This window comes from Micromonospora olivasterospora (assembly GCF_007830265.1).
GTDB classification, from domain to species: Bacteria; Actinomycetota; Actinomycetes; order Mycobacteriales; family Micromonosporaceae; genus Micromonospora; species Micromonospora olivasterospora.
On record NZ_VLKE01000001.1, the window covers coordinates 5,259,083 to 5,274,058 of the forward strand.

A 14,976-nucleotide genomic window follows, 5' to 3' on the forward strand; every position below is an offset into this window, starting at 1 on the left:
TGTCGGCGACACGGAGTGGATCATCCGCCCGGTCCGCGGCCGCGCTGGATGTCCACCAGGGCGGCCAGCAGCGCGAGCCCGACGATGCCGGTGGCCAGCAGCAGCGAGTGCCGGAACGCCGCGGCCCAGTCCCCGTGCGTGGCGCCCAGCGAGGAGAAGAAGAGCGCCCCCACGGCCGCGATGCCGGCGGCCGAGCCGATCCGCTGGCCGGTCTGGAGCATGCCGGCGCCGCTGCCCGCGTGGCGTACCGGCACCTCGGCGAGGGTGAGGGCCTGGTTGGGCGCGATGACCAGGCCGCTGCCCAACCCGGCGACCAGCAGCGGCACCGCCGTACGCAGGGGTACGTGGTGCGGCTCGCCGCGCAGCACGAACACCACCGCGCACAGGCCGAGTAACACGGCGACCAGCCCGACGGCGACCAGCGGCCGGCCGTACCGGTTGACGATCCGGCCGCCCAGCGCCGACGCCGCGGCAGAGCCCAGGGCGAACGGCGTGATGGCCAGGCCGGCGGCCAGGGCGCTGTAGCCGAGGCCGATCTGCAGGTACAGGGTGAAGATGAAGAAGATCGCGGTGAAGCCCCCGAAGTAGAGCAGCGCGATCAACGCCCCCAGCGTGTACGACCGGAACCGGAACAGCCGAAGGTCGAACAGCGGCGCCTGTCGCCGTGCGTACCGGTGCTCCCAGAGCGCGAAGGCGGCGAGCACCACGAGTCCGGCGGGGATCAGCAGCCACTTCCACGGAGTCTGCCACTGTCGCTCCTGTACGAGGGGCAGCAGGACGAGCACCACACCCGCGCCGAGCAGCAGCACGCCGACAGGGTCGAGCCGGTTGCGGTCGGCCGTGCCGGCCGGCCGCGTCGGCAGCAGCCGCCAACCGAGGACGACCGCGACGGCGCCCACGGGAACGTTGACGAAGAACACCCACCGCCAGCCGTTCTGCACCCCGCCGAGTTGGATCAGCAGCCCGCCGAGCAGCGGCCCGATCGCGGTGGAGATGCCGATGGTCGCGCCGAGCAGGCCGAACGGCCGACCCCGCTCCGGGCCCCGGAACAGTTGCTGGATGAGGCCGGTGACCTGCGGGTTGACGATGCCGGCGGCGGCGCCCTGCAGCAGTCGCGCACCGACCAGCCATTCGGGCGAGCGGGCCAGCCCGGCCAGGGCGCTGGTGACGGTGAACAGGGCGATCCCGAGGACGAACGCGTTGCGTCGCCCGCGGGCGTCGCCGAACCGGCCGGACGGCACGAGCGCCAGGCCGAAGGTGAGCGCGTACCCGGACAGGACCCACTGCAGGTCGCTCGGGGTGGCCTGGAGCGCCCGGTCGATCGACGGCACCGCGACGTTGACGATGCTCACGTCGAGCAGCGTCATGAAGGCGGCGACCAGCCCGACCCCGAGCGCCTGCCACCGTCGCCGGTCGTCGCCAGGGTCCCCCGGCCGGTCCTCGGCGCTCGTCACGGTGCCTCCCGTCGCCCGGCGGTCAACTGCCAGTGACCGCTACCCGGGCCCAACGGGGGCAAACCGCGACCGGTCGCGGGCTCACGCCATCTGGCGGGCGCACCAGCGGGGGCCGAAGTCCAGGCCCGCCATCGGGGAGTCCTCCCGGTGCAGGAGGTTCTTCTCGGTCAGCATGTGCAGCGGCGCATGGACCTCCTCCGCGGACAGCCCCGACTCCTCGGCGATCATGTCGGGGTACGGGACCTGTCCCCGGGCCTCCAGCGCCGCCACCGCCTGGTACACCCGCTCCTCGACGTCCGACAGACGTACCTGCTGCATCGCTCTCCTCCTCGGCGTGACCGCCCGCGAGGGGCGGATCTGCGCTGCGCGGTTACCCGCCGCCCCGGCGTTGATGCCCGCCCGATCGGGCGCTTCCGGCCCACGGCCGTGCCATAGGCTGCATCCGTGATCAACTGGGATCTGGTCGTCGTCGGCGGTGGACCCGCCGGGCTCTCCGCCGCCCACGTCGCGGCCTCCGCCGGGCTGCGCACCCGACATGACTGCCGCCACGATCACCAAATTCGTCAGCCCCCGCAGCGTCGCCGCCCACTACTTCCGCCCCGGCGAGTTCGTCAACGCCTTCGCCGTGGTCCTCAAGCCCCGAGAGGTCCTGCCGACCGGCGCTGACGGCAAGTCCGAGGTGCTGTGCTCGGCCATCATCTTCGGCACCGAGGACGCCCTCGAAGCCGGCCGCCCGACGCACGTGCTCGCCGACACCATCGTCAACACCAGCGTCGTCTACAAGCAGCTCGTCCGCACCTACGACCAGGGCGGCGTGCTCGCCGGCCGCGTCGGCCAGCTCGGCCGGATCAATCCCGAGATCAACCTGCGAGACAGGTTCCTCACCTGGGCCAGGGCTCGGTGAGCCGCGACCACGCCCCGAGGGCGAGGGGGCCGCCCTCTCTGCCCCCTTCCCAACCCTCCCAGGCACTCCAGCAGGACAGATAGCGGACGCAGCGACAGCACGAAGGAGAAGTCATGACCATCACCCTTGACCGATTGGTCACTCCCGCAGCAAACCCTCGGACCCTCGTCGACCCCACCACGTTCGGCAAGCTCGTCGAGCACTTCGCCGCCGACCAGCAGGTCACCCGTGCCTACGCGGAGCGCGCGGTCGAGCAGTGGCTCATCTTCCTCAAGGCGCACGCCGACAACGTCGACAACTCCGACTTCGGTATGCCGCTGCCGGACGGGTCCATCGGCCGGGTCGTGCCCACCCTGCCCATCGACGCGGTGTGGCACTCCGCGCTGAAGCACACGGTGCCGTACCTCGCCGCCTGCGAACAGATCGCCGGCAGCTTCATCCACCACATCCCGATCCTGACCGAGGGGATGATGGACGGCACCGCGAAGACCTTCACCCTCGCGGCGCTGCACCGCACCGGGTACCGGGTCGACATGGAATTCTGGACGGGCGAGGCGGAGTCCTGCTGCCCGCCGAACCCGCCGCAGCCGGGTATCGCTTAGCAGGAGAGGAAAGATAACTGATGCGCAGTGACTGGACCGCCCTACCCGAGGCCGTGACAGCGGAGATTGCCGAACGAGTCGGCGGGGCCTTCGAGGTGGCTCCGGCCGCGAGTGGCGATCACGCGGAGATCGCCTCGACCGTCACCGGGCCGGACGCGAGGGTCTTCGTCAAGGCAGCTTCCGCTGGGCCGGGCGCCCAGTCACTGCGCTACGAGCTGTCGGCGACCAGGGCTGTCGACCGGCACCCGCCGGCAGTCCTGTGGCACTTCGAGCGCGACGGCTGGCTGGTGGTGGGGACCGAGCACCTTGACGGTCCCCACCCCGACCTCTCCCCGGGCAGCCCGGATCTCGAACTGCTCGCCGTGACGCTGAAGGAACTCCAGGAGACTCCGGCACAGGGTGGGCCGTGGTTCACCCCGGAGGGCCGGGTCGGATTCGGGCACCCGGCGATGGACGGGCGGATGCTCGTCCACTCCGACCTCAACCCGACCAACCTGATCGTGACCCAGGCCGCCCTGCGGATCGTTGACTGGGCGTGGGCGACTAAGGCCGCGTCGTGGGTCGAGCTGGCGCTGCTCGTCCAGTGGTTGATCGGCAGTGGCCACACCCCCGAGCAGGCGGAGAGGTGGTTGGCGCAGTTCCCCGCGTGGGACGCGGTTGGCCGGGAAGTCCTGGATGACTTTGCCGCGAAGAATGCAGCGAAATGGCTAGCCAAGTCCCGGCAGAGCACCGAGGCGTGGGTGCACGATCTCGCGGCGTGGGCGGGCGAGTGGGCGGCCCACCGTTAGGCGAGCCCCGGCTCGCTCTGTTGGAGTCGGGCCTTCCTGCATCCAGGCCCTGAACAGGCAAAACTCTCTTCGACAGGGTGGGTGCATTTTGGGGTTGTTATCGAAGGGCGACAGGGTCACGGTGGGGGTGATCGCCGCCCGGGGCGAGGGGGAGCGGACCCGCGAGTACCTGCGTCGGTTCGTCGACCGGCTCGGCCTGTCCGGGGTGCGCTCCGGCGCGCTGGCGGGGGCGGCCGTCGTCGACGGCGACCTGGACGGCTACCGGCGATCGGTGGAGCGGAACCTGGTGCCCTCGATGCGGGCCGGGTACCGGCTGCTGGAGGTGTTCTCCCGGCGGCCCGACGTCTTCCACGCGCTGCTGGCCACCCCGCCCGGCTGGCGGATGTTCGTGCGCTTCTGCCAGGGTCGGGCGAGCTTCGAGGAGACGCTGACGCGGGCGCCGGTGCGGGCGGGCCTGGCACTGCTGGACCGGCTCCCGCCGGCGCGGCAGGTCCGCCGGCGGGTCGCCGTGGGCTGAGCGTCCCCACGTACGCGCACGGGCCGCGGGTGTCGCCACCCACGGCCCGCCGGACGGCGTCGCGTCAGAAGACCGGCACGCCCGCGCGCACCAGCTTCCAGTTGGGGACGTAGAAGTCGGCCGGGTCGATGACGCCCTTGGCCTGCGCCCAGTCGATCAGCAACTGGCGGATCTCCTGCTGCTGGTTGTAGACCTGGGTCTTGACGATGCCCGGGAAGTTGCCGCCGCCGCTGCGCCGGTAGTTGTTCACCGCGATCACGAACTGCGCGTCGTCGGCCACCGGGGTGTCGGTGCCCGGCAGGACCAGGCGGGTGATCCGCTGGCCGACCGGCCTGCTGATGTCGATGTCGTAGTCGAGCCCGGAGATGGTGTCGTTGTTGTAGTCCGGCACGGCCGGGTCGCTGATCGTCGCCGGGTCGACCGGGGCGCCCACCGCCAGGGTGGTGAAGTACTTCGCCGAGTACTCCAGGTACGCCCGCACCTCGGCGCCGGTGAGCACCACGGCCTCGAGGGTGTTGTCGAAGACGTAGAGCCCGGCCACGTCGCGGATGCGCACGTCACCGGCGGGGAAGACGGCCGTGCGGCTGAACGGCGCCGCGATCGACAGCACCGGCAGGCCCGCGTACGCCGTGCCGGCCAGCGCCTCGGTGACCACCTCGGTCTGGACGTGGTTGATGAAGTCCAGGATCGGGGTGTCCCTGTACCGGGACTCGGCGGCCGACAGCTCCACGCTCGACTGGGCGACGACCTGGTTGACGTACGCGACGGTCTTGCCGTGCTGGCCGCGCACTGCCGCGAGCACCGCCGGGTCCTCGACCACGGTGTTGGTGTTCAGCATGCTGGCGCCCTTGCTGGCGACCTTCCAGCTGCCCCGCTCGCGGACGAGGGTGAAGTCCATCCGGGTCAGCCGCTGGCCCCACTTCGAGGGCTCGGACATCAGCACCTGGGCGCCGGTCCGCGTGTTGGTCACGAACTTCTCGACGACCTCGTTGTGCGCGTGGCCGAAGAGGATCGCGTCGATGCCGGGCACCTGCTCGGCGATCATCGTGCACGGGTTCTCGTTCGGCAGCTCCGGGCCGTAGCTGGAGGTGCCGCTGTCGCCGCCGTGCGCGGAGACGATGACGAGGTCGGCACCGCGCTCGCGCATGACCGGCACCCACTTGGCGGCGGTCTCGACCATGTCGGCGAAGATCAGCTTGCCCTCGACGTTGCCCTTGTCCCAGATCGCCACGCCGGGGTTGGTCAGGCCCAGGATGCCGACCTTGAGCTTCGGCGCGCCCGGCCCGCCGAGGTCGACCTCCTTGATGACGTACGGCAGGTACGCCGGCTTGCCGGTGGCCTCGTTGATCGCGTTCGCGGCGAGGGCCGGGAAGCCGAGCTGGCCGATCCACCTGGCCAGCAGCGGCAGGCCGTAGTTGAACTCGTGGTTGCCCAGCGTGACGGCGTCGTACTTCAGCACGTTCATCGCGTTGGCCATCGGGTGCGTCTCACCGGTGACGGTGATCGGCTCCTGCTTGGCGTAGTACGTGGCCAGCGGCGTGCCCTGGATGGTGTCGCCGGCGTCGAGGACCAGGGTCGCCCTGCCCTTCCGCTCGGCGCGGATCTGGTTGACCAGGGTGGCCAGCTTCGCGACGCCGATGTCGTTGTGCCTGCTGTCGTCGTACTCGGCGTCCTTGTAGTAGTCCCAGTTGTAGACGTTGCCGTGGGTGTCCGAGGTGCCCAGGATCGTCAGGTCCCAGGTCTTCGGGCCCTTCGACGCGGCCGCCCGGGCGGGCGCGCCGGCGATCAGGGGGGCCGTCGCGGCGGCGGCCGTGACGGCCAGCACCTGGCGGCGCGAGGCGCCGGAGGAGGAGGTCATGAGGAGCCTTTCCATGGGGGTATACGCGCCTCGTGGGCGCCGAGCGCACCATAACCAGCCGTGGTAACAGGTGCCACAGTGGCCCGCGGTGTTCCCCGCCGCGACCCGAGGTGTTCCCCGCCACGAGCGCCGGAGGACATCCGGGCGCAACTCCCCGTCCTGGTCAGCGGGGCCAGGCGGCGAGGCGGGCGCGGAGGCGGGCGACCTGGGACGGGTCCAGGCCGTACCGGGCGAAGCGACGGTCCGGCAGGCGGTCCAGGTAGCGGCCCGCGGCCCGGACGTCCTCCGGGTCGAGCGCCGGGTCCACCTGCCGGGCCAGGTCGAGCAGTTCCGCCACCGGGTAGTGCTCGAGGGCCGCCGCCACGTCGATGAAGTCGCGCACCTCGCGCCGGTTGACCAGCGCGGCCGTCTTGTTCGCCACCAGGTCGCGCAGGTCCATCACCGGTCCGAGGTCCATCACCACCGGGCTGCGCCGCCGGTCGAGCCGGGCCAGGCTCAGCCGGATCTGCCGCGGCCCACGGCTGACCACGAAGTCCTTCATGTCCCGGTCGAACCCGGCGAACAGCTCGCCCAGGTCGCTGTCCGGGTCGGCGTCGGTCACCTGGAAGCCGGCGGCCTCCAGGGCCGCCCGGACACCCGTCGCCGCCGCCGCTGCCGCCCCCTCGACGTCCGCGAAGAGGTCCACGTCCTCGGTCGGGCGGAAGGTCAGCCCGTGCGCGGCCCAGGCGACCCCGCCGCCCAGCACGAACCGGTGCCGCCCCGCGACCGACAGGGCGACCCGGGCCACCTCGCGGTAGAAGTCGTCCGGCGGCGCGGCGCCGGTCACGCCGTACGCAGCTCGTCGTGCCGAAGCTCCCACGCCTCGCGGACCCCGCGGGGCAGGTTGAGCAGGCACCACACCTGGCGCAGCAGGTGACCGTTGATCAGCTCGCGCAGGTCGTCCACGCGGGTCGTCTCGCGCAGTACGTTCTCGTACATCCAGAGCAGGTCGTCCGGGTCGGCCAGGTCGAAGGTGCGCTCCGCGTTCCACATCAGGCGTACGGGCAGTTCGACGATCCCCCGGGTCGGACCGGTCAGCTCGGTCAGGCTGGGGCTGACGACGGCGGGGCGGCCCGGGCGGGCCAGGAAGGCCACACCGGTCGAGGTGGGGGATACGCCCTGCATCCTGTCAGGGTAACGCCTGGTCGGGGCCGCGGGTGGTTGCGGCCGGGTGGGGTGCTCGATCGACTTCATGTCGGCGACATCGGGGCGTCCGAGCCGCCGGATGGCCCCATGGCGGCGACATGGAGTGGATCACCTGCTCCGGATGCGCCGATTCACACTGAATGTCCGGTTCGCAGGCGGTGATCTCGATTGCTACCAGCCTGCAGGAGTCGAAGCTGGAGAACCTGGGCACCTGGGTGACGCGAACGACCACGACTCGTTGGGCCTGTTCCAGCAGCGCAGAATGAGGGCGTGGGCGCGGTGGGGGAATGGTGGGAGCGGACCGGGGTGGTCGTGCTCCCCGGCGGGGCGTCGGTACGCGGCCGACGGATCGGCGATCCGGCCACGCCGGCCGACTTCGCCCTGCTGCTGGCGCCCGGGCCTGAGCCGGCGTGGGCGCACCGGCGCGTGCGCTGGCCGGACTTCCTGCTGCCGCTGGACCGGGCCGACGCCCTGGACGCCCTCGGCGAGGCGCTGCGCCGGGCGTACGCCGGAGAGCGGGTGGAGGTGGCCTGCCGCGGCGGTGTCGGCCGCACCGGAACCGCCCTCGCGGCGCTCGCCGTGCTCGACGGGCTGCCAGCCGAGCGGGCGGTCGGATGGGTGCGCGAGCACTACCACCCGCGCGCGGTGGAGACCCCGTGGCAGCGGCGCTGGCTACGGCGGCTGCCGCGCTGACCGCTGCCCCGACACTCCGGGCCCGCGGCGACCGCCGCCCGATGCTGCGCCCGTCAGCGGGCGACGTACTCCCGCAGGTGGATGGCGGTGAGGGTGTCGCCGTGCGCGACGAGGTCGGCCGGGGTGCCGGTGAAGACGACCCGGCCGCCGTCGTGGCCCGCGCCGGGGCTGCTGACGCCGATCGCCCTCCTGGCGCTCCTGGCCGGGCGGCGACTGGCGGTCCGGGGCCGGCGTCGGCCGCGGTGAGCCCCGGCGGTCGGTGCCGGTCCGCGCCGTTCATGCCCGTTAGGGTGCTGCCCATGAGGGTTCCGCTGCTGGCCGCAACCGCCGCCGTCGTACTCGCCGCCGGGACGGCCGTTCCGGCCGCCGCCGCTTCGCGCGGCGGTCCGACCCCGACCGCGGCCGTCCCGGCGGGCGTCCTTCCGGTCGCGGCCGCACCCGGCGGCCCGGCGCCCACGGCTTCCGGCGCGACCGGACCCGGCGGCCCGGCGCTCACGGCTTCCGGCGCGACCGGACCCGGCGGCCCGGCGCTCACGGCTTCCGGCGCGACCGGACCCGGCGGCCCGGCGCCCACGGCTTCCGGCGCGACCGGACCCGGCGCCCCGGCGGCCGGCGCAGCGACGGTTCCCTGCCCGAAGGCCAAGGCGCCGCAGGTGCGGCGCTCCCCGCGGCCGACGCCGCCGCCGTCGGCGCCCGAGCAGCAGGCCGTGGGCGGCGCCGCGCTGGCCACCCCGGGCCTGGTCGTGCCGGCCGGCGTGCCCGCCCCGCCAGCGGTCACCGCGACCTCCTGGCTGGTGGCCGACCTGGACACCGGCACGGTGCTCGGTGGTTGCGGCCCGCACGAGTACGCCACGCCGGCCAGCGTGCAGAAGCTGCTGCTGACCGCCACCGCGCTGCCGAAGCTGGACCCGAAGCAGGTGGTGACGGTGACCCGTGACGATCTGAAGATCGCTCCGGGCAGCTCCGCCGTCGGCCTCGTCGAGGGCGGCCGGTACACCGTCGAGACCGTCTTCCTGGGGCTGCTGCTGCAGTCCGGCAACGAGGCGGCCAACGCCCTGGCCCGGCTCGTCGGCGGTCCCGGCGGGGCGGCGGACGGGGTCCGGGCGATGAACGAGCAGGCCCGGCACCTCGGCGCCCTGCAGACCCACGCGGTGACCCCGTCCGGGCTGGATGCGCCGGGCCAGTTCACCAGCGCGTACGACCTGGCGCTGATCGCCCGGGCCTGCTTCGCGAACCCGACCTTCCGCCGGTACGCGCTCACCGAGCGGGCGCAGATCCCCGCCCAGCCGGCCCTGCGGCAGAAGGGCTTCCAGATCCAGAACGAGAACCAGCTCATCTACCGCTACCCGGGCGCCCTCGGCGGCAAGACCGGCTTCACCGACTACGCCCGGCACACGTACGTCGGCGCCGCCCAGCGGGACGGCCGGCGGCTGGTGGTCACCCTGCTCGGCGCCGAGCCGCGGCCGATGCGCGGCTGGGAGCAGGGGGCGGCACTGCTGGACTGGGGCTTCTCGCTGCCCCGGGACGCCTCGGTGGGGCGGCTCGTCGAGCCGGGCGAGACGGCGGCGGACGGGGCGCCGGCGTCGGCGTCGGCCGCCGCCCGGGAGCCCCGGGCCGTGGCCGCCCACCGTGCCCCCGCGACCGGTTTGCCCGGCGCCTGGCCGCTGGTCGCGGTCGGGGTGGCCGCCGTGGCGGCGGTCGCGCTGGTGGCCCTGCTGCGGCGGCGTCAGCGCCGGGCCTGACGGGCCGGGCGGCACGGCGTCGGCGCGTTCGGCCCTTCCGACCCGTTACCGCCACGCCGGCCGGCGCCCGCCGTCAGGGCACCAGGCAGGGCCGGGGCGGCGTCAAGTCGTCCCTGGCGGGTATGCGCGCCCGGTGAGGGCGGAGCACAGGGGGCGCATCGTCGTGGTGTCGGCCGACGTCGGCGCGGGCCACGAGTCGGCCGCCGCCGAGCTGACCCGCCGCCTGCGCGAGCGCGGTTTTCTCGTGGACCGGCTGAACTTCCTGGACGTCGTGCCGGCCCCCGCCCGGTGGGGGTTCCGGGACGCGTACCGGGGCGTGCTGCGCTGGGCGCCGTGGTGGTACGAGGCGATGTTCAAAGTCACCGGGCGGTCCAGGCGCGCCGCCACCGTGCTGCGGGCGCTGCTCGCCCCGCTGCGGCGGCGCATGTGGCGGCGCATCCCGCCGGACACCCGGGCGGTGGTCACCACGTACCCGTTCGCCAACCAGTTGCTCGGGCCGCTGCGCCGGCGCGGGCTCAGCGCGCCACTGCTCACGTACGTCACGGACTTCGTCGTCCATCCCAGCTGGGTCTCGCCCGGCGTCGACCTTTACTGCGCGCTGCCGTACGCCCGGCCCCACTCCGCCCGGCTCCCCGCCGACCTCGACGTCCGCACGGTGCAGCCGCTGGTGTCCGCCGACTTCGCGGAGGCGCTGGGGACGAGCAAGAGCGAGGCGCGCCGGCGGTTCGGGCTGCCCGCGGACGAGCGCCTGGCCCTCGTCGTCGCCGGGGCGTGGGGGGTGGGCGAGGTCGAGACCACCGTCACCGAGGTGGGCGCCGGCGGAGGCGTCCGCACCGTGGTCGTCTGCGGCCGCAACGACGCGCTGCGGGAGCGCCTCGCGCCGGTCGCCGGCCACGTGTTCGGGTGGGTGGACGACATGCCCACGCTGATGCGCGCCGTCGACCTGGTGGTGGAGAACGCGGGCGGGTTGACCTGTCAGGAGGCGCTGGCCTGCGGCCTGCCGGTGGTCACCTACCGGCCGATACCCGGCCACGGCCGGGCCAACGCGCGGATCCTGGCCGCGGCCGGGCTGACCCGGTGGGCGCCGTCCCGCGACCACCTGCAGCGCGAGCTGGCCAGGTGGCCCGCCCCCGGCGCGCACCCGCCAGGACGGGAGATGGGGTCCTGGCCGGACCCGGCGGGCCTGGTCGCCGAGGTGGCCGCGCGGCCGTCGACCGTCGGCTGGTCCGGCGCGTACCGGAGGCGGCCGGTCGCCGACGTGGTGGGCGACACTCTGGCGGTGCTCGCCACGGTGCTGCCGAACGCCGGCCGGGCGGACCGGCGGTGAGCTCCGGCCGACGCCGGGAGCCGGCCGGCGCGGTGTCTTCCTCGCCCGCTGGGCCGTCGTCGGGCTCGCCGCCGTCCAGGTGGGCCCGGTGGTGACGGCCGCGCCGCCCGTGCGGGCCGGTTCCTGCCCCGGCTGTCCGGCGTGGGCCGCCCCGACCGGGTGGCGTTGACCTTCGACGACGGGCCGGACCCCGACTCCACCCCCCGGTTCCTGGAGGTCCTGGCGCGGCACCGGGCGCGGGCCACCTTCTTCCTGCTGGGCGCCCGGGTGGCCCGGTACCCCGCGCTGGTCGGCGAGATCGTCGCCGAGGGGCACGAGGTGGCCGTGCACGGCTGGGAGCACCGGAACCTGCTGCGCCGGGGGCCGCTGGCCACCTACCGGGACCTGGCCCGGGCCCGCGCGGCGATCACCACCGCCGCCGGCCGGCCCCCTCGGTTCTTCCGCCCCCCGTACGGGGTGCTGACCGGCCCGGCGCTGCTGGCGGGCGTCCGGCTGGGGCTGGAACCGGTGCTGTGGACCTGCTGGGGCCGGGACTGGACGGCGCGGGCGACGCCGGAGTCCGTCTTCCGCGCGGTCACCCGCGGGCTCGCCGGGGGCGGCACCGTCCTGCTGCACGACTCGGACTACGCCGCCGCCCCGGGCGCCTGGCGGGCCGGCCTCGCCGCCCTGCCCCGGGTGCTGGCCGAGTGCGACGGGCGGGGGTGGACCGTCGGTCCGCTCGGCCCCCACCTGGAGCCGGCGCGGTGATCCTGGCGGTCGCGTGCGCCCTCGCCGGGGCCTTCTGCCTGGCTGTCGCCACGACGATGCAGCAGCGGGCGGCGAAGCGGCAACACCGGGTCGGGCCGCTGGACCCGCGGCTGCTGCTGCGGCTCCTGCGTACCCGCCTCTGGCAGTTCGGCTGGCTGCCCGACGCGGCCGGCATCGGCCTCCAGGCGCTGGCCCTGCGGTTCGGGCCGCTGGCGCTGGTCCAGCCGCTGATGGCCAGCGGGCTGTTCATGGCGATCCTCGTCGAGGCGGTCTGGACCCGCCGGCGGCCCGCCCGCCGGGACCTGCTCGCCTCGGTGGTGGGCGTCGGGGGGCTGGGGGTCTTCCTGACCGTCGGCGATCCCCGGCCCGGCCTGGCGACCCCGCCCGCCACGGCCTGGTGGGGGGTGGCGCTGGGCGCGGGCGCCGTCGTCGCGGTCGCGGTGCTGCTGTCCGCGGCGGTGGGCGAGGCGACCCGGGGAGCGCTGCTGGGCCTCGCCGCCGGTGTCCTGTACGGGGTGACCGCCGCGCTGGTCAAGGCGCTCACCTCGATGTTGCACGGCGGCCCGGGCGGCCTCGGCCGGCTCCTCACGGACCCGCTCCTGGCCGCCCTGGTCGTGGTGGGCCTGCTCGGTCTGGTGCTCAACCAGGCCGCGTTCCAGCGCGGCCGGATCGCCGCTCCGCTGACCGCGCTCACCCTGGCGGAGCCGGTCGTCAGCGTGGCGGTCGGGGTGACGGCGTTCCGGGAGACGCTCGCGCTCGGCGGGGCCCGGGCCGCCGTACTGACCGCCTCGGCCGTCGCCATCGCGGTGGGCGTCTGGCTCGCCGGCACGGCGCGGGGCGGCGGGCGTGGCGACGGCGGGCGACACGGGGCCGGCACCGGCGGCACCGAGGGGGAGGCGGCGCGGGACACGGGCCGGCACCGGCGCGCCGGGCATCGACAAGGGACGGCGGCGTCCATAGACTGCGCTCTTTCTGGCACTTCAGCCCAGGGAGGACGTACGTGTCGAGGTCACCCCGCCGGGAACCGGCAGCACCGCCGTCAGCGCAGCGCCGCGGGGCGCGCATCCCCGTCCGGGCCGCGAGCGTGGCGTTCACCTGGCCCGGCACGGGTTCTACGATCGCACCTCGTGCCACCGGCTGACCGCGTACCCCACGCTCAGCGTGCTCCAGTGCGGCGACCCGTCCGGCACCGGCGCGGGCGGGCCCGGGTACCGCTACCGCGACGAGCTGCCCACCGACCTGCCGCCGGCGCCGACCGACCCGACGGGGGTGCGCAAGGTGTACGCCAGGGGCGTCCTCGCCATGGCCAACGCCGGTCCGGACACCAACGGCAGCCAGTTCTTCCTCGTCTACGCCAACTCGGCGCTGCGCCCCAACTACACGATCTTCGGTGAGGTCGACTCCGCCGGCCTGGACACCCTCGACCGGATCGCCGCCGGGGGCATCGCCCCCACGGCCGAGGACCCCGCCCCGGTCGACGGCGCGCCCGCGCTGCCCGTGGAGATCGTCAAGGCCGACCGTCGGCACTGACCGCCGTCCCACCGCCCGGCCCTCGCCCGGCTGCCGCGCGGGTCTGCTGGTGATTCCGGCGGCGCTGACGTCGGGTGCGCGCCGGACCCGGGTGGGCCGGGTCCGGCGCGCACCGGGACGCACCCTGATAGACAGGGCGGATGGGACAGCGACGGGGGCCGGGCCGGGCCGGACGGTCCGCCGCCCTGGCCGCGGTCGCCGTCGTGCTGCTGACGGCCTGCCCCGGGCCGCACCGGCCCGCACCGGCGCCGCCCTCGGCGTCCGTGCCGTCGCGGGCACCGGCAAACTTCGTCGTCCTCGCCGACGTGGACCCGACGATCGTCACCGACGTCCGGTACGCGACGGCGCACAACTTCGTCGGCCGGCCGATCGCCGGGTACGCCGAGCCACTGTGCGTGCTCACCCGGCCCGCCGCCGAGGCGCTGAGCCGGGTCCAGCGGGCCGCCCGGGCCGCCGGGCACCGGCTCAAGGTGTACGACTGCTACCGCCCCCAGCGGGCCGTGGCCGACTTCGTGGCCTGGGCGCGGCAGCCCGACGAGCAGCGGATGAAGGCCGAGTTCTATCCGCGCGTCGCCAAGGCGAAGCTGTTCGAGGACGGGTACGTCGGGACGCCCACCGCGCACAGCCGGGGCAGCACCCTGGACCTGACCCTGGTCCCCGACCCGCCGCCGTCCCAACGCCCGTACGCCCCGGGCGAACGCCTGGTCGCCTGCACCGCGCCGGCCGGGCAGCGCTTCCCGGACAACAGCGTCGACATGGGCACCGGCTTCGACTGCTTCGACCCGCTCGCGCACACCGCCGACCCGCGGGTCACCGGGGCCGCCCGGGGCAACCGGGAACTGCTGAAGCGGCTGATGACCGCCGGCGGCTTCAGCAACTACCCGCGCGAGTGGTGGCACTACCGGTACGATGCCGAGCCCTATCCCGACACGTACTTCGACTTCCCCGTGGCGCGCTCCGCGCTGTGAACCCCGGCGGCGCGCTCCGGGCTGTCAACCCGACGGCGGAACTCCGTGGCGCGTTCCGCAGCGGGACCCAGGCGGCGGCGAACGGTGGCGGACACCGCACTAGGCTCCCCCGCCATGACCACGGAACGCCCCGCGCCGCCCCTGATCGCCGACGAGCGCGAGATGCTGCGCGCCTTCCTCGACTTCCATCGCGCCACCCTGGCCATGAAGTGCGAGGGCCTCACCGACGACGAACTGCGCCGCCGGTCGTCGCCGCCGTCGGCGCTGAGCCTGCTCGCCCTCGTCCGGCACATGGCCGAGGTGGAGCGGGCCTGGTTCCGGCGGGCGATCAACCGGGAGGACGTCCCGCTGGTCTGGTCGGACAGCGGCGACTTCCAGCAGGCGTACGACGTGTCGTCGGCCAGCGCCGCCGAGGCGTTCGAGGCGTGGCGGCGCGAGGTCGAGCACGCCCGGCGCATCGAGCGGGAGGCCGAGTCGCTGGACGTCCTCGGGCACCAGGCCCGCTGGGGCGAGGACGTCTCGCTGCGCTTCGTGATGCTGCACATGATCCACGAGTACGCCCGGCACAACGGCCACGCCGACTTCCTCCGAGAGGCCACCGACGGCACGGTCGGCGCCTGAGACCGTGCCCGGCCGGCGGGGCGGTCCGCCGGCAGGCCCG

At 74.5% G+C, this 14,976-nt stretch carries 14 protein-coding genes and 4 pseudogenes; 13 read left to right on the forward strand and 5 right to left on the reverse strand.

All coding sequences use genetic code 11. From position 1 onward, the window contains the following. Nucleotides 1–20 precede the first annotated feature (20 nt). Both JD77_RS24150 and JD77_RS24155 read right to left on the reverse strand, forming a co-directional pair. Nucleotides 21–1,454 carry an MFS transporter gene (locus JD77_RS24150; protein ID WP_145776301.1) on the reverse strand — a complete coding sequence of 478 codons (1,434 nt, stop codon included), beginning with the start codon at nucleotides 1,452–1,454 and terminating at the stop codon, nucleotides 21–23. Between the two features lie 81 nt (nucleotides 1,455–1,535). Continuing rightward, nucleotides 1,536–1,772: a hypothetical protein gene (locus JD77_RS24155; RefSeq protein ID WP_145776302.1), complete on the reverse strand. Its 237-nt coding sequence runs from the start codon at nucleotides 1,770–1,772 to the stop codon at nucleotides 1,536–1,538. 126 nt (nucleotides 1,773–1,898) lie between these two features. On the opposite strand from JD77_RS24155, the pseudogene JD77_RS24160 reads away from it, so the two are divergent. The 5 genes and pseudogenes from JD77_RS24160 to JD77_RS24180 all read left to right on the forward strand — a co-directional run. After that, nucleotides 1,899–1,976 (forward strand): annotated as a pseudogene (locus JD77_RS24160) (hypothetical protein); the annotation flags it as partial. A 13-nt stretch (nucleotides 1,977–1,989) separates the two neighbouring features. Further along, entirely contained in the window at nucleotides 1,990–2,358 is a 369-nt protein-coding gene (locus JD77_RS24165; protein WP_170286315.1) for a hypothetical protein, read from the forward strand. A gap of 113 nt (nucleotides 2,359–2,471) precedes the next feature. After that, the gene (locus tag JD77_RS24170; RefSeq protein ID WP_145776304.1) at nucleotides 2,472–2,960 is read left to right on the forward strand and encodes a glycine-rich domain-containing protein; all 489 of its coding nucleotides are present in this window, start codon (nucleotides 2,472–2,474) and stop codon (nucleotides 2,958–2,960) included. A 20-nt stretch (nucleotides 2,961–2,980) separates the two neighbouring features. Then, complete coding sequence (locus tag JD77_RS24175) at nucleotides 2,981–3,748, forward strand: phosphotransferase (protein WP_145776305.1); 768 nt, start codon at nucleotides 2,981–2,983, stop codon at nucleotides 3,746–3,748. Between the two features lie 79 nt (nucleotides 3,749–3,827). Further along, nucleotides 3,828–4,265, forward strand: a pseudogene (locus JD77_RS24180) (geranylgeranyl reductase family protein); the annotation flags it as partial. Between the two features lie 64 nt (nucleotides 4,266–4,329). Here JD77_RS24180 and JD77_RS24185 read toward each other — a convergent pair. From JD77_RS24185 to JD77_RS24195, 3 genes are all read right to left on the reverse strand, one after another. Beyond that, nucleotides 4,330–6,123, reverse strand: a complete 1,794-nt coding sequence (locus JD77_RS24185; protein ID WP_145776306.1) for a bifunctional metallophosphatase/5'-nucleotidase — start codon at nucleotides 6,121–6,123, stop codon at nucleotides 4,330–4,332. Between the two features lie 163 nt (nucleotides 6,124–6,286). Continuing rightward, on the reverse strand, nucleotides 6,287–6,949 hold the full coding sequence (locus tag JD77_RS24190; RefSeq protein WP_145776307.1) for a nucleotidyl transferase AbiEii/AbiGii toxin family protein: 663 nt from the start codon (nucleotides 6,947–6,949) through the stop codon (nucleotides 6,287–6,289). Beyond that, nucleotides 6,946–7,287, reverse strand: a complete 342-nt coding sequence (locus tag JD77_RS24195; protein WP_145776308.1) for a hypothetical protein — start codon at nucleotides 7,285–7,287, stop codon at nucleotides 6,946–6,948. Before JD77_RS24195 ends, JD77_RS24190 begins: the two co-directional genes overlap by 4 nt. A 291-nt stretch (nucleotides 7,288–7,578) precedes the next feature. Here JD77_RS24195 and JD77_RS24205 point away from each other — a divergent pair, with 291 nt between their 5' ends. The 8 genes and pseudogenes from JD77_RS24205 to JD77_RS24240 all read left to right on the forward strand — a co-directional run bounded on the left by JD77_RS24205 (nucleotide 7,579) and on the right by JD77_RS24240 (nucleotide 14,936). Then, nucleotides 7,579–8,001 carry a protein-tyrosine phosphatase family protein gene (locus JD77_RS24205; protein ID WP_387227785.1) on the forward strand — a complete coding sequence of 141 codons (423 nt, stop codon included), beginning with the start codon at nucleotides 7,579–7,581 and terminating at the stop codon, nucleotides 7,999–8,001. A gap of 653 nt (nucleotides 8,002–8,654) precedes the next feature. After that, the gene (locus tag JD77_RS24210) at nucleotides 8,655–9,743 is read left to right on the forward strand and encodes a D-alanyl-D-alanine carboxypeptidase family protein (RefSeq protein ID WP_211372651.1); all 1,089 of its coding nucleotides are present in this window, start codon (nucleotides 8,655–8,657) and stop codon (nucleotides 9,741–9,743) included. A gap of 133 nt (nucleotides 9,744–9,876) precedes the next feature. Next, on the forward strand, nucleotides 9,877–11,070 hold the full coding sequence (locus JD77_RS24215; protein WP_145776311.1) for an MGDG synthase family glycosyltransferase: 1,194 nt from the start codon (nucleotides 9,877–9,879) through the stop codon (nucleotides 11,068–11,070). Between the two features lie 141 nt (nucleotides 11,071–11,211). Further along, nucleotides 11,212–11,817 (forward strand): polysaccharide deacetylase family protein, encoded by a 606-nt coding sequence (locus tag JD77_RS24220; protein WP_246140888.1) that lies wholly within the window; start codon nucleotides 11,212–11,214, stop codon nucleotides 11,815–11,817. A gap of 56 nt (nucleotides 11,818–11,873) precedes the next feature. Continuing rightward, nucleotides 11,874–12,572, forward strand: a pseudogene (locus JD77_RS34015) (DMT family transporter); the annotation flags it as partial. A 334-nt stretch (nucleotides 12,573–12,906) separates the two neighbouring features. Further along, nucleotides 12,907–13,347, forward strand: a pseudogene (locus JD77_RS24225) (peptidylprolyl isomerase); the annotation flags it as partial. A gap of 140 nt (nucleotides 13,348–13,487) precedes the next feature. Beyond that, nucleotides 13,488–14,315: a M15 family metallopeptidase gene (locus tag JD77_RS24235; RefSeq protein WP_145776312.1), complete on the forward strand. Its 828-nt coding sequence runs from the start codon at nucleotides 13,488–13,490 to the stop codon at nucleotides 14,313–14,315. A gap of 114 nt (nucleotides 14,316–14,429) precedes the next feature. Then, complete coding sequence (locus JD77_RS24240; RefSeq protein ID WP_145776313.1) at nucleotides 14,430–14,936, forward strand: DinB family protein; 507 nt, start codon at nucleotides 14,430–14,432, stop codon at nucleotides 14,934–14,936. Nucleotides 14,937–14,976: the final 40 nt, after the last annotated feature.